This is a genomic window from Thalassospira sp. MCCC 1A01428 (assembly GCF_002115825.1).
Classification (GTDB): Bacteria; Pseudomonadota; Alphaproteobacteria; order Rhodospirillales; family Thalassospiraceae; genus Thalassospira.
In genome coordinates, this window is record NZ_JFJZ01000016.1 from 81,865 (window position 1) to 94,736 (window position 12,872).

The following is a 12,872-nucleotide window of genomic DNA, read 5'->3' on the forward strand; positions in this document are numbered from 1 at the left end:
GTTTTTTCAAACGGGTCAGTCTGATGCGCGTGCCATGTGGCAATGGCGCATGTTTCAGGTTTTCGTTTTTTCGTTCCGGCGACAGGGTTTCCCATGGTCATTTTACGTCTTCAATCCCCCGATCATCCCGCGATTAAAAATCTGTTTCAACAGGCAGATCATCGCAGTGCCTCTCTTTATCCGGGGCTGGATCGTTCGGGGACAAGCGCACAGCATTTGATCGCGCAGGGGGCACGTTTTTTTGCTGCTTGTGATAAAACCAGCGGCCAGATTGTCGGATGCGGTGGCTATGTGCCCATGCTCATACCCATGCCTGATCATGGCACCGAAATATCGGGCATGTTGCCATCTCTGCCTGCGGCGGGGCAAGGGGCCGGAACAGTGGAAATCAAACGTTTGTTTGTCGACCCGCTGGCAAGGCGGCAGGGCGTTGCCCGACAGATCATGGTTTGTATCGAGGATAATGCCCGTAAATCGGGGTATCAGGCGATTTATCTGGAAACAGGTGTCAAATCAACGGCGGCAATTTTGCTTTATCAGTCGCTTGGTTTTGTTCGTTGTGTGCCATTCGGTCCGTATCAGGATGATGAGAACAGTGTTTTCATGCGAAAGCCGCTGGTGGCGGAAAATACCATTACGGAAGCCTTCACATAAAACCCGAAAGCGGCATTAACATTTGATGCCCGTGTGAAAACTGTATCTGCCCGATCTTGCCCCAAAATGATCACGATTTGTCTCAATCGCAGAATACCGCGGTTTTTGAAGTGATTTTGAGTCAAAAAGCCGCAAGTCATGCTTATTGCAATCTTTTGTGCGGAACAAGAAACATCATCCCGCGTTTGAGATGGTGTGTAGAGAATACAAAACAATCTCAAGATCAAGGATCAGGAGAACATCATGTCTACTTTCTTGAAACGCTTTTTTGCTTTGGCCATCATTGCCGGTTTTGGCATGGGGTTGGCCGCTTGTGAAACCGCTGACGGTTTTGGCAAGGATGTCGAAAAGCTGGGTGACAACATTCAGGAAGGCGCCAACTGATTATTTCCGGGCGCAGGCTCGCGACCGATCGGTTTTGGCTGACGGCTGGTATAAAACTTGAACAGAAAACACGGGCAAATTTACCGGCCGCCTGAAAATATAATAACAACAGGAGAATTTTGATGCTTGGTTGGGCAATTTTCTGTCTTGTCTTGGCATTGCTGGCCGCCGTTCTTGGTTTTGGCGGGCTTGCCGGAACATTTGTTGGAATCGCAAAGATTCTGTTCTTTGTCTTTATCGTTCTATTTGTGGTGTCGTTGCTGGTCAACGCCCTGCGGGGGCGCCGCCCGCCCGTCTAGGCCGATACGTATAGAGGTAATCAAGTGATTACCGCAGACACAAAAACGGACCCTGCAAAGGGTCCGTTTTTGTGTCTGGAAGGTGGGTTTGCGATAGTTTTTGTTATGTTTTTTGCGCGTTTTGTCCGTTTTGCTGCCATTCGCCAGGGGGCTTTCCGATAATGCGTAAAAATTCCCGGTTAAAATTTGACTTGGTGTTAAAACCGCTATCAAGCATGGCTGTCGTTACGTTTTGACCCTGCAACAGCAACGAACAGGCGTGGCGAACCCTGTAGCCGTTAATATAACGCGACACATTTTCACCTGTAACCGCATTGATCGCCGTTGAAAGCTGTTTAAGGGGTAATCCCATTTTACGCGACAGGCGCGCCAGCGTCAGGTCCGGGTCCAGATATAGCGGGTCACGATCAAGCAAGGCGGCCAGCTGATGCATGATTTTTGCGTGCTGATCGGTTTGGCCGGTCGGGGTGGTAGCGGTGGTTTGGGGTGTTCGGGCTGCCGATGCTGTGTCGGCGGTGTCGTAATTGGTTTCGATATCGTGTGACAGGCACAAATAGCCAATTACCAGCAACGCAACCGAGGATGAAATGCTTAAAATCCAGCCGGGAAAAGCGACAAAGCCGTAAGCCAGCGACAGGCTGATCAGCGCATCGCCACCTGCCGATATGATCAGCGCCACAGCGATTACACGCCATATTGTGGCGGGCAAATGCCCCGCCGACAGGCGCGTATGGGCCAGATCGTCCTTCATGACATGCAGCATTGTCAAAATGGCAATACCATACCCGGTAAACAGCATGATCAGCAGGGCATCAATGGCCATCGGCATAAGAAAAATGCAGGTGATAACCAGCACCGGGACCAGCAGATGAAGGTAATCCCTGATCCGGGTTTGAACCCGAAGGCAGCTTTCAAGAAAGGCCACCCAGACAATGGCGGGAATAAGCGATGCTGTAACAGGTTGAAGCCAGCGAAGTGCTGTTATGCCGTAATATTGCACAAGCGACGTAATCACACTTTGCACTGCGCAAGCCACGAGCAATACCAGTAAAAAAGGTTGCCCGCGCCTGCGCGAAATATTGCGCAGAAACAAAAAAGCCAACACCAGGGCAATGATCATGGGCAGCGGTAAAACAAGCATCAGAGAGATTTCACTTTACGGCCATCGGGGTTCAACCGGCTTTTGCCGGGTTTAATCAGGTTCAACAGGTTTCATACCAGTTTTCGACAAGGAAGACATATGCAGAACGGGTTCTAAAACCGGTTTTGCGTGTCCTAAAACCGGTTTCAGGACGCAACGATGTGTCATAACAGGGCAATTTCAAACCGTTGAAATTTAAAACACGGATTGAGATCATGAAATATCTAACATCTGTTTTGGGTATGGCTACCGGGTTGTGGTTATTGGCTGGATCGGCGGCGTTGGCGGGGAACCCACCAGCCGGTGATTATGCCGGTTACGACCGGTTTGATGTGCGGACGGCCCATCGTTCGCAGCCACTTTCGGCATCGGTCTGGTATCCTGCCGGGACACACATTTATCATGCACCGGTTGGCAAAAGCCCGATATGGCAAGCAACCGAGGCTTATATTGGCGCGGCCATTGCGCCGGGCCGCCATCCGCTGGTGGTGTTTTCGCATGGTTCTGGCGGTAATATGGACCAAATTGGCTGGTTATCATCACAGCTGGCGTTGCGCGGGGCGATTGTTTTGGCGGTTAACCATCCGGGCACAACCAGCGGCGATTCATCGCCTCGACGTACCATGTATGTTGGTCAACGATCAGCCGATATCTCCGCCGCCCTTGATCAGATCCTCGCCAATCCCGAATTTGCACCGTATATCGACCCGTCCCGTATTTCTGCTGTGGGGTTTTCGCTTGGCGGCACAACCGTCTTAAACCTGGCCGGTGCCCGATTTGATCCTGAATTGATGGCCGAATATTGTGCGAAACTTGGTGATCAGGCGCAAGACTGCCGGTTTTATCGCAAAGGCGGGGTCGATTTTAGCCACCTTCCCGCTGATTTTTCGGCAACGTCTCGCGATGGGCGTATCGGCCAGATCGTTGCCATCGAACCGGGCATGACCTATGCGGTTAACAATAGCAGCCTTGCCGCCGTTACCGCCCCGGTTTTGTTCATTGGCCTTGGTGGCGAAAATGGCTGGAAAGCGGGGGATGTGGGGCCAACGGGAAGTAACCTTGTGGCGAAAATGAAAAATGCGTCGCAAGTGGTTTTCAGCCCGGCATTCCACCTGACATTTCTGGCGGAATGTGTGCCAGGTGCCGCCGAAATATTAAAACAAGCCGACGATGACGACCCGGTTTGTACCGACCCGCAAGGCACCAGCCGAAAAGAGGTGCATTACCAGATTATCAAGGCAATTGCCGCATTTCTGAAACTTTGACCAGCGGGTTTTGTCGCCCGTTATGGGGCCGGTTTGCCGGTTTTGGTTGAAAATGCCGTTATCACAATAACAGGACCGCAATTTTTGTAGGGTGCGGGCATGATTTCGTTATATTTTGCGCATTAATCAAATCGGGTTCATTGCGCCGGTTACCTGTTCGGGGCTGGCGTATGATCCTTGTTGTGACGTTTTATGTGCTTTGTGCGAAAGCAGGAGAATACGGGTAATGGAAAAGTGGATCCGCAATGCTGTGGTAATTTTGGTGATGATGGCATTTGGTGTTGCGCTGGCAGGTTGTGAAACTGCCGACGGGTTTGGCAAGGATCTGGAGAAGCTGGGGCAAAATATCCAGAAAAAGGCGAATTAACATTATACACATTTGCGCCCGTCGCACCGGATATGCCGGTGAAGCACGTTGTATTGTTGCCGTGCTGCAAGACGTTGATGTGTTGTGTTCCAAAGAGGGTTGTCGTGATTACCTGTTATTTGAAATACGTGGTTGATATGCATAAAATCCCCGAATTCGAGGATTATGCCCGGCGCTGGATTCCCATTGTTAACCGCATGGGCGGCACACATCACGGGTATTTTCTGCCCCATGAAGGGGCCAGCAACATTGCCTATGCGTTGTTTAGCTTTCCAAGCCTTGCTGCTTACGAAACCTATCGTAACAAGATGGCCGATGATGCCGATTGCATCGCAACGCTGGAACTTGAAAAGAAAAACCGTTCCATCATCAGCTATGAACGCAGCTTCATGCGCCCGGTTCTTGACTAAATTTGGGGTGGGAGATGGCCGATGATGCCCCACAGACAGCAGGGCGGGAACCCGTTGAAACCGATCGTTTGTTATTGTCGCAGGCGCGATTAAGCGACGTTGCGGCGTTATTTGGCTTTCTTGGCAACCATGCCGCCATGCAGTTCACCCATATTGATGAAACCTTTGCAGACTGCCGCAAACGGGTTTTGGTGCATGAATGGTTTCGCCGTCGTGATGGCTTTGCGCCCTGGGTGATCCGGAAAAAATCAGACCGGACCATAATCGGGTGGGGTGGTGTTTACACTGATCCCTTTGATCCCGGATGGGGACCGGAAGTGGGATATTATTTCCATCCCGATTCCTGGGGCCAGGGATTTGCAACCGAGCTTTTAGAGGCATCATTGCATTATGCGGCGCATATTTATCGCTTGCCGGTATTAACCGCCTTTGCACACCCGGATAATGCCGCGTCACGCAGATTGCTTGAAAAGTCCGGTTTTGAAACGCAGGAATTCGTTCCTGAAATGAACCGATATTGCTTGAAACGCCGCTTTTAAGGGTTTAGCCCTTTTCCCCGACTGGACAGGGCAGAAGCGAGCCGTTAAACAGTGCAGTCAACCCGCAGTCAAGGTGGGTGTTTTGTTCCGCGTTTTCCGGGTTGGAGAGAGATGCAGACCGTTAACGATATTCGCACCACGTTTTTGGAATTTTTCCGCAAGAACGGCCACGAGGTCGTTCCGTCCAGCCCGTTGGTGCCGCGCAATGACCCGACCCTGATGTTTACCAACGCAGGGATGGTACAGTTTAAAAATGTTTTCACCGGGCAGGAGCAACGCGATTATTCGCGTGCGACCACCTCGCAGAAATGCGTGCGGGCCGGGGGCAAACATAACGACCTTGAAAATGTGGGGCATACGGCGCGCCATCACACGTTCTTTGAAATGCTGGGCAATTTTTCGTTCGGCGATTATTTCAAGGAAAACGCGATTGAATTCGCCTGGAACCTGATCACGAAGGAATATGGCCTTCCGGCAGATAAATTGCTGGTGACCGTCTATCATACCGATGACGAGGCCCACGGTCTTTGGAAGAAAATTGCCGGACTGACGGATGACCGTATCATTCGGATTCCGACCTCGGACAATTTCTGGTCCATGGGCGATACCGGCCCGTGTGGCCCGTGTTCGGAAATTTTCTTTGATCATGGCGATCATATCTGGGGTGGCCCCCCGGGCAGTGCGGATGAAGACGGCGACCGTTTCATCGAAATCTGGAACCTGGTGTTCATGCAATATGAACAGCTGGCCAATGGCACCCGTCTGGACCTGCCCAAACCGTCAATCGATACCGGCATGGGGCTGGAACGCGTTGCTGCCGTGTTGCAGGGCAAGCACGACAATTACGACATTGATTTGATGCGCGCCCTGATCGAAGCATCGGCCGATGTGACCAATACCGACCCCGACGGGCCGTTTAATGTGTCGCACCGCGTGGTTGCCGACCATTTGCGTTCTACCAGCTTTTTGATTGCCGATGGTGTTTTGCCGTCCAATGCCGGCCGCGGTAACGTGTTACGCCGTATCATGCGTCGTGCGATGCGCCATTTGCACATGATCGGCACCAAAGATCCGCTGATGTATAAGCTGGTTCCGGCGCTTGTCCGTAAAATGGGGGCAGCCTACCCCGAACTGGTTCGTGCGCAGGCATTGATCGAAGAAACACTGAAGCTGGAAGAACACGGCTTTAAAACCATGCTCGACCGTGGTTTGAAAATGCTGGACGACGCGACGCTTGATATGGGCGAAGGCGCAGTTCTGCCAGGCGAAGTGGCGTTCAAGCTGTATGATACCTATGGGTTCCCGCTTGATTTAACCGCCGATGCCCTTAAACCGCGCAAGATCGAAATTGACGAAAGCGGTTTTTCATCCGCCATGGAAGAACAAAAGGCCAAGGCCCGTGCGGCATGGTCAGGTTCGGGTGAAGCGGCAACCGAGGAAGTCTGGTTCGATTTGAATGACCGTTTGGGTGCGACCGAATTTCTGGGTTATGAAACGGAAAGTGCCGAAGGCGTCATTACGGCCATCATCGTGGATGGTAAGGAAACCGACATAGCCAAAGCTGGCGATGCCGTTGCCATTTTGGCCAATCAGACACCGTTTTTTGGTGAGTCCGGTGGCCAGCAGGGTGATGCCGGTGTGATCAAAACCGCCAAGGGCGCGGTGATTGAAATTGCCGATACCCAGAAAAAACTGGGCAGCCTGCATGTGCATATGGGCAAGGTTGTGTCGGGTGAAATTAAAACCGGCGATGAAGCCGAATTCAAGGTGGACCATATCCGCCGTGCCAGCCTGCGTGCCAACCATTCGGCAACGCATTTGTTGCATGCTGTGATGCGCAAACATCTGGGCGGCCACGTCACCCAGAAAGGGTCGCTCGTCGCACCGGATCGTTTGCGTTTTGATGTGTCGCACCCCAAACCCGTCACAGCCGAAGAAATTGCCGTGATCGAAACCGATGTGAACCGCCTTGTTCGCGAAAATACCGAAGTCGTCACCCGTTTGATGACCCCGGATGAAGCGATTGAACTGGGCGCTATGGCACTGTTTGGTGAAAAATACGGCGATGAAGTTCGTGTTGTTTCCATGGGCCTGCCCGAAGACAAATCCTTTGCCTATTCGCTGGAATTGTGCGGTGGCACGCACGTCAAACGTACGGGCGATATTGGCCAGTTTAAAATTGTTTCCGAAGGGGCGGTTTCCAGCGGTGTGCGCCGGATCGAAGCCCTGAGCGGGGCTGATGCTGCCAATTACATGGCAAATCGTGACCGTTTGTTGCAGTCTGTCGCAGGTGATTTGAAAGCCGTTCCCGAAGATGTGCCCGAACGTGTGCGCGCCCTTCAGGATGAACGTCGCCGTCTGGAACGCGAAGTTTCCGATTTGCGCAAAAAACTGGCGACCGGCGGTGCTGGTGGCGCCGGCGGTACCGAAGGTTTCAAGGAAATTAACGGCGTTAAAATTTCGTTCCGTGTTCTTGAAGGTATTCCGGCCAAGGAACTTAAAGGCATGGTCGATGAATTGCGCAGCCAGATGGGATCGGGCATTGCTGCCCTGATCGCACTTGACGGCGGCAAGGCATCCATCGTGGTTGGTATGACCGAAGATTTGGTCGCAACCCATAACGCGGTTGATTTGCTGCGCATTGGTGTGGCCGAACTGGGTGGTAAAGGCGGTGGTGGCCGCCCTGATATGGCACAGGGCGGTGGGCCCGATGGTGACAAGGCCGCACAGGCACTGGCCGCGATTGAAGCCAAACTGGCCGGTTAAATTTTCGGCACAACCGTTGTGCTGTTTTGCTGATATCAAACGAAAAACCCCGTTGCGTTTCTGTAGCGGGGTTTTTCGTTTGCGGGTGTTGTTTGTGCTGAACCCTGTCAATCAGATCAGTTCTTTGGGGCAAACGGCTTTGTCGGTAAAGATGCGCCAGCCCAGATTCATTCCGGCTGCCCCCAGTAAAATTGCCGCAGCACCGGCAATTTGACCGGGGCTTAGACGATGGTCAAAGGCAATGACGTCCACCAGTATGGCGACAACAGGGTACAAAAAGGTCAATGAACCTTGCAGGTGTGTGGGCAGTTTTTGAACGGCGCTATACATCAGCACATAGATCAGCCCGGTATGAACCACGCCAATAGTGATTAGTGCCAACCAGGAAAAGGCAGTGGCGGGCAGGTTATCAAAGCTGGCAAACGGGGCCAGCATCAGAAGGCCAACACAAACCTGTATCAGCGCGATCAGATGTGGCGGGGTGCCTTTCAGTTTTTTGGTGATGATGGTGGCAACAGCCCAGAAAAACGCGGCAGCCAATGCCATAAAAACCCCTGAAAATTGCGTGATGCTGGTGTCCTTGCCATTGCTGTTGCCAGCAATAATCAACAACAGCCCACCAAACGCCACCCCAAGCCATAGCAGCTTGTTTGCTGTTATTTTTTCCCCTGCAAACAGGGCACCTAACCCCAAAAGAATGAAGGGCTGGGTGTTATAAAGGGCGGTGGAAATAGAGATGGATGCCATTTTAAAAGAAGCAAACAGCAACAGCCAGTTCGTAACAATAGCCCCGCCGCCCAGAGCCGACCATAACAAAGTACGCCAGGTTAAATGCCCGCGTAACAGGCCAAAGGCCGCGCATATGATAACCAGGGCAACCGCGCCAAAGGTACAGCGCCAGAAAACAACATTTATGGCTGACTGCCCTGAAACGATTACAAACCAGCCAATGGTGCCTAAAATCATCATGGCAGTTGCCATTTCGATTGTGCCGCGTGTCTTTTCATTCATCGGAACTCTCCGCGCATCTGAAAATATGTGATGGCGGTATTTTCGCGGTTTTTCTGTTTCTGTTATATGGTTTGAAGTTGAAGTTTTTACAGTTTTGCCTTTTTAATAAAGGTCAAACTAGGACAAATCGAAAGAAGATAAGGTGATGGACGAAACAGACCAAAAAATACTAAACGCGTTGATAGCTGATTCGCGCATGTCACAAAAAGAGCTGGCCGCCCGGGTTGGTTTGTCGGCCCCGGCCGCGGCGGACCGGGTGCGTCGCCTTGAAGAACGCGGAGTAATACGGGGGTTTACCGTTGATATAAACCCCGAAGCCCTGGGATATCCGTTGCAGGCAATTGTGCGTATTCGTCCTTTGCCGGGAAAGCTGCATATTGTTGAACAGCTTATTTGTGAAATTCCCGAATTTGGCGAATGCGACAAAGTAACGGGCGATGACTGCTTTGTGGCGCGTTTATATGTGCGCAGTGTCGCCGAGCTTGATGGATTGCTGGATCAAATTGTTGATAAAGCGGAAACCAATACATCAATTGTGAAAGCCAAACCGGTGGAACGCCGTATGCCCCCCTTCATTCGGGACTAGTTTTTTCTTAGTTTTGGCCGGTTTCCAATGGGGTTTCCTGCCATTGTGCGCTGGATCGTAGAACCCGACGGGCGGCTTTTTCCACATCACGGCGATCGTCAGGTTCGCCAATTTCGCGCCGGGCGGTATTGATGATGATTTGGGCCTGACGGCGAATTTCGTCGCGCTGGCGGGCCGAGCTGATAAACGGGATCAAACCTTCAAGCACCTCGGCAATTGGAATGAGCACATCGGGCTTTTGCACGGCAGCCTGTCTTATCTGGTCAATTGCAGCACTTAACATGCCACTGAAATCGGAAATGGGGCCACTAAGGCGGGCGATGTTGTGATCATCCATCCATAACCCGGCGGGGTAAACAAATGCCAGGGTGTGGCGCATGGCCCGACCCAGTCGATAAACCGACGCGATGGCCGTAAACGGGTCGTTGATGCCAGGGGACAAGGCACGTAATGCGATTTCAACAATCTGGCGCAGCGAAAATTCAATATCGAGCGCGGCGGTGCGGTAATTGCCAATCATCACCGTTTTGGCAACATCCTCGTTAATTGCCGGGCACAAGGTTTCAATCATATCGCGATCACAGGTAATTCTACCGATGATTTCATCCTTTATGACGTGTTCACCGGGCTGCCGAATAAGTTCGACGCTGGCGTGGTGGAGTGCGATTTTTTGGCAGAGCCCGTCATAATCAATTCCCTGAATGTAACCGGACTGTTTTGCCTGAATGGCATATTTGGCATCAATTTCAAGGGCTGCGGGAATAACGGTTGCGGCGTTGCGGGCCTCGATAATGGCATGGCCCAACCGGTCGTGGGTTTCAGATATAATGGTTTCCAGTCTGTCGCCAACCTGGATGATCACCTGATCAGCAACAATCGATCGACCCAGGTGATGAACAAAAATAATCAGCGAAAACAGGCTGATGACAAATATAAATGCCCCGACAAGCCCGGCCAGTTGGGCGACATCGTTTTGTTTGCCAATATCGCCCATCATCAACAGGACGGTGATCAGAAAGGTAATATTGGCAACAAAAATGCCAATTACGCTTTGGGTGGCATGGTCACCCAGAAAATTGCGAATCAGGCGTGGGCCAAGATTTTGGGCGGCCAGTGTGAGCACCACCATCGTGATCGACAGGGCCAGCGTAAACATGGTGACCAGGGCAGGTAACAACATGCCGATCATATTGCGAATATCGCTGGTGTCGGAAAAAATCGGCCATAGGGGTTTTAGGGTCTGTTCAAAGGGCAGGCCGGGTAAAAACATGATACAGGTGGCCAGAAATGCCCCGACAAACCCGAATAACAATGGCAAAATCCACAGACTGTGGCGCAGACGTTCCCAGATGCGGATCAGGCGTTCAAACATATGGTTTTCCCAGTGTCACCTGCATGTGACGTAAAGCTGATGAATAAATCAGGACATATTACGTGCCGCTGGCAGGTGAGAACAACTAATGCAAGCGGGCAAAATGCCCGTGCCCCTGTAAACCAAACGTTTTCACACGCTTGCAGTTCCCACAAAGGGTGAAGGTGGGCTTACGATGCATCCTGTCGCGGGATGGCAAGGGGTACATAAATATCGGTGATGGCTTCGTGGCGGGGAACATCGGGGAAAAACGCGATACGTTGAAAAAATAACGGGTAGTCACCGGCAAGTTCGCCGGTTTGGGGCATCCATTGTGCATAAACGGGGATGATTGACCGGTTTAAATCCTGATCGGGGCCAATATGGCGAATGCGGGCACAGCGGTTGGCCGGCATAATCTGTTCAAATACCCCCTCGGGATTGGAGGAAATGGCAATTGAGGTGGCCACACACAAATCCAGAACGAAATCAGCCACGGGCGTTTCTTCGGGGTTGGTATGAATGATGTTAAAGGTCGCGTTTTTATGTGGTGGCAGGTGGTTGCGTTTTCGCCAATTAATAAACGGACGAATACTATTGCCAATATGGGCCGGGTCCCCCTGATGGCGCAGGGTTGCCACCCGGGTTTGTGGAAAATTGACAATTTCGATGACGGGGGTGGGAATATTGTCAGGCATGGTTTTACTCCGCGCGTCTATTAGGGGCTGATAGATGGAGGAACAGACATCCCACTGTGGGTTTTTACGAAAATCGGACGGCGATTGCCCGTGCAGTTTTTTAAAGGCCCGGCTAAAGGATTCCGGGCTGTCGAACCCGCAATCAAGTGCAATATCGAAAACGGACACATGTGGCCGATAGGCCAACTGCCGGGTGGCGCGTTCAAACCGGGCAAGCTGAACATAGCGGCCGGGATTAATGCCAAACAGGGCGCTGAACTGGCGGTGAAAATGAAACCGCGAACAGGCAGCGACGGTGCCAAGTTTTTCGCCGTTCAGGTTTTCGGCCAAATGATCGTCGATATAGCGCATGACACGGCGAAACCGTTCCAGATAGTTTTGCAATTGTGCCGCCCTTTATTGTGCCGTTGTTATAGCCCCGGATGGTGCCATAAGCCGGGCCTGCAAACCTGTCCGTTATTGCGCAATATGTGAAAAAATTGCGACAGGTCCGCGATGGTACCTGTCGGGGAATGCAATTTTTTTCACACATCATTGAAATTAAAAGAACATTTTCCAGTGTGGAGCAGCTTTGCAAAAAAGACGATTGCCTGATATTAAAAAATGAACAAAATTCGATTTTTAGTCATTTTCGGTCCGGCAAGGTAGTGGATGGTAAAGCAGGAAAAGCGACAGCAACGCGAAACGGTTATTCTGGACTGTGCGCAGGACCTGATCAGTGAGTATGGATTTTTTGATTTAAAAATGTCGGATCTGGCGCGCGCGGCCGGTATTTCGGTGGGGACGCTGTATGTTCATTTCGCCAGCAAGGAAGACCTTTTGTTAGGACTTGCCTTGCGCGCCGGGGCCAGGCGAACGGCGTTTCTGGAAACCGCACGGGACCATGATGGTTCTGCTTTGGAAAAATTCATTGTCGCCAGCCTGCTTGATATTCTTTTTTCCATCGAAAACCCCGAATTATTTGAAATGGAATATCTGGCAATGTCGCCATCGGTGTGGCGACGGGCCACGGTTGGCCGCCATCAGGATTTTTTGCGCAAGGTTGCCGATGCCACCCGCATGTTTCAGGATTTTCTGGATCAGGCGGCACCGGTATTGGGCCAGAATTATTCGCGTGATCGTGGGCGTACCCTTAATCTGGGCAGTTGGGCCTTGTCCTTTGGCATGAATGCGCTGGCACTTTCTGAAATTACCGATGCCCATTATGGCCGCCTGCTGCGCGAAAATGCGTTGCCTACCTTTTGTGACGGGTTAACCGCCATTTTGGTCGGGGCGGGTTGGCAGGCCGATGCGGCCCAGGACGTAATTTACGGTCTGGGCCAGCACTATATGCCCCAGCATTTCGCGCCTATGACACCGATTGCGCCAGTTGATGCCGGTGACTAGGCTCAGGACCTATTA

General features: G+C 51.8%; 14 protein-coding genes. 10 read left to right on the plus strand and 4 right to left on the minus strand.

The genetic code is table 11. The features are described 5' to 3' along the window. Positions 1-93 precede the first annotated feature (93 nt). The 3 genes from THS27_RS13925 (at position 94) to THS27_RS13935 (ending at position 1,337) form a co-directional block, all read left to right on the plus strand. On the plus strand, positions 94-654 hold the full coding sequence (locus THS27_RS13925; protein ID WP_168184898.1) for a GNAT family N-acetyltransferase: 561 nt from the start codon (positions 94-96) through the stop codon (positions 652-654). A gap of 243 nt (positions 655-897) precedes the next feature. After that, on the plus strand, positions 898-1,038 hold the full coding sequence (locus tag THS27_RS13930) for an entericidin (protein ID WP_085591855.1): 141 nt from the start codon (positions 898-900) through the stop codon (positions 1,036-1,038). Between the two features lie 122 nt (positions 1,039-1,160). Then, positions 1,161-1,337 carry a DUF1328 family protein gene (locus THS27_RS13935; protein ID WP_085591857.1) on the plus strand — a complete coding sequence of 59 codons (177 nt, stop codon included), beginning with the start codon at positions 1,161-1,163 and terminating at the stop codon, positions 1,335-1,337. A 103-nt stretch (positions 1,338-1,440) separates the two neighbouring features. Here THS27_RS13935 and THS27_RS13940 read toward each other — a convergent pair whose 3' ends face one another. Next, positions 1,441-2,478, minus strand: coding sequence for an AraC family transcriptional regulator (locus THS27_RS13940; RefSeq protein ID WP_085591859.1), 1,038 nt, complete (start codon positions 2,476-2,478; stop codon positions 1,441-1,443). 215 nt (positions 2,479-2,693) lie between these two features. Between THS27_RS13940 and THS27_RS13945 the strand changes: the two genes are divergently transcribed. The 5 genes from THS27_RS13945 to alaS all read left to right on the plus strand — a co-directional run bounded on the left by THS27_RS13945 (position 2,694) and on the right by alaS (position 7,825). Then, entirely contained in the window at positions 2,694-3,743 is a 1,050-nt protein-coding gene (locus tag THS27_RS13945; protein WP_085591861.1) for an alpha/beta fold hydrolase, read from the plus strand. A 226-nt stretch (positions 3,744-3,969) separates the two neighbouring features. After that, entirely contained in the window at positions 3,970-4,110 is a 141-nt protein-coding gene (locus tag THS27_RS13950) for an entericidin (RefSeq protein WP_085591863.1), read from the plus strand. 104 nt (positions 4,111-4,214) lie between these two features. Then, positions 4,215-4,520, plus strand: a complete 306-nt coding sequence (locus THS27_RS13955) for an NIPSNAP family protein (protein ID WP_085591865.1) — start codon at positions 4,215-4,217, stop codon at positions 4,518-4,520. Positions 4,521-4,534: 14 nt separating this feature from the next. Beyond that, entirely contained in the window at positions 4,535-5,059 is a 525-nt protein-coding gene (locus THS27_RS13960; RefSeq protein ID WP_085591867.1) for a GNAT family N-acetyltransferase, read from the plus strand. A 111-nt stretch (positions 5,060-5,170) separates the two neighbouring features. Beyond that, positions 5,171-7,825, plus strand: coding sequence for an alanine--tRNA ligase (gene alaS, locus THS27_RS13965; protein WP_085591869.1), 2,655 nt, complete (start codon positions 5,171-5,173; stop codon positions 7,823-7,825). 111 nt (positions 7,826-7,936) lie between these two features. On the opposite strand, the gene THS27_RS13970 is transcribed toward alaS, so the two are convergent. Beyond that, complete coding sequence (locus tag THS27_RS13970) at positions 7,937-8,836, minus strand: DMT family transporter (RefSeq protein ID WP_085591871.1); 900 nt, start codon at positions 8,834-8,836, stop codon at positions 7,937-7,939. A gap of 142 nt (positions 8,837-8,978) precedes the next feature. Here THS27_RS13970 and THS27_RS13975 point away from each other — a divergent pair, with 142 nt between their 5' ends. Continuing rightward, entirely contained in the window at positions 8,979-9,422 is a 444-nt protein-coding gene (locus THS27_RS13975) for an Lrp/AsnC family transcriptional regulator (RefSeq protein WP_139835584.1), read from the plus strand. 7 nt (positions 9,423-9,429) lie between these two features. Here THS27_RS13975 and THS27_RS13980 read toward each other — a convergent pair whose 3' ends face one another. Continuing rightward, on the minus strand, positions 9,430-10,794 hold the full coding sequence (locus THS27_RS13980) for a DUF2254 domain-containing protein (protein WP_085591875.1): 1,365 nt from the start codon (positions 10,792-10,794) through the stop codon (positions 9,430-9,432). Positions 10,795-10,964: 170 nt separating this feature from the next. Further along, a complete protein-coding gene (locus tag THS27_RS13985) occupies positions 10,965-11,855 on the minus strand; it encodes a GyrI-like domain-containing protein (protein ID WP_210402909.1) in 891 nt (296 codons plus the stop codon). A gap of 267 nt (positions 11,856-12,122) precedes the next feature. Here THS27_RS13985 and THS27_RS13990 point away from each other — a divergent pair, with 267 nt between their 5' ends. Then, on the plus strand, positions 12,123-12,857 hold the full coding sequence (locus THS27_RS13990) for a TetR/AcrR family transcriptional regulator (protein WP_085591877.1): 735 nt from the start codon (positions 12,123-12,125) through the stop codon (positions 12,855-12,857). The last annotated feature ends 15 nt before the right edge of the window (positions 12,858-12,872 follow it).

Excerpts from the sequence above, each read along its gene's own strand:
- THS27_RS13925 (WP_168184898.1), top strand. The coding sequence starts at position 94 with ATGGTCATTTTACGTCTTCAATCCCCCGATCATCCCGCGATTAAAAAT.
- THS27_RS13930 (WP_085591855.1), top strand. The coding sequence starts at position 898 with ATGTCTACTTTCTTGAAACGCTTTTTTGCTTTGGCCATCATTGCCGGT.
- THS27_RS13935 (WP_085591857.1), top strand. The coding sequence starts at position 1,161 with ATGCTTGGTTGGGCAATTTTCTGTCTTGTCTTGGCATTGCTGGCCGCC.
- THS27_RS13940 (WP_085591859.1), bottom strand. The coding sequence starts at position 2,478 with ATGCTTGTTTTACCGCTGCCCATGATCATTGCCCTGGTGTTGGCTTTT.
- THS27_RS13945 (WP_085591861.1), top strand. The coding sequence starts at position 2,694 with ATGAAATATCTAACATCTGTTTTGGGTATGGCTACCGGGTTGTGGTTA.
- THS27_RS13950 (WP_085591863.1), top strand. The coding sequence starts at position 3,970 with ATGGAAAAGTGGATCCGCAATGCTGTGGTAATTTTGGTGATGATGGCA.
- THS27_RS13960 (WP_085591867.1), top strand. The coding sequence starts at position 4,535 with ATGGCCGATGATGCCCCACAGACAGCAGGGCGGGAACCCGTTGAAACC.
- alaS (WP_085591869.1), top strand. The coding sequence starts at position 5,171 with ATGCAGACCGTTAACGATATTCGCACCACGTTTTTGGAATTTTTCCGC.
- THS27_RS13970 (WP_085591871.1), bottom strand. The coding sequence starts at position 8,836 with ATGAATGAAAAGACACGCGGCACAATCGAAATGGCAACTGCCATGATG.
- THS27_RS13980 (WP_085591875.1), bottom strand. The coding sequence starts at position 10,794 with ATGTTTGAACGCCTGATCCGCATCTGGGAACGTCTGCGCCACAGTCTG.
- THS27_RS13990 (WP_085591877.1), top strand. The coding sequence starts at position 12,123 with ATGGTAAAGCAGGAAAAGCGACAGCAACGCGAAACGGTTATTCTGGAC.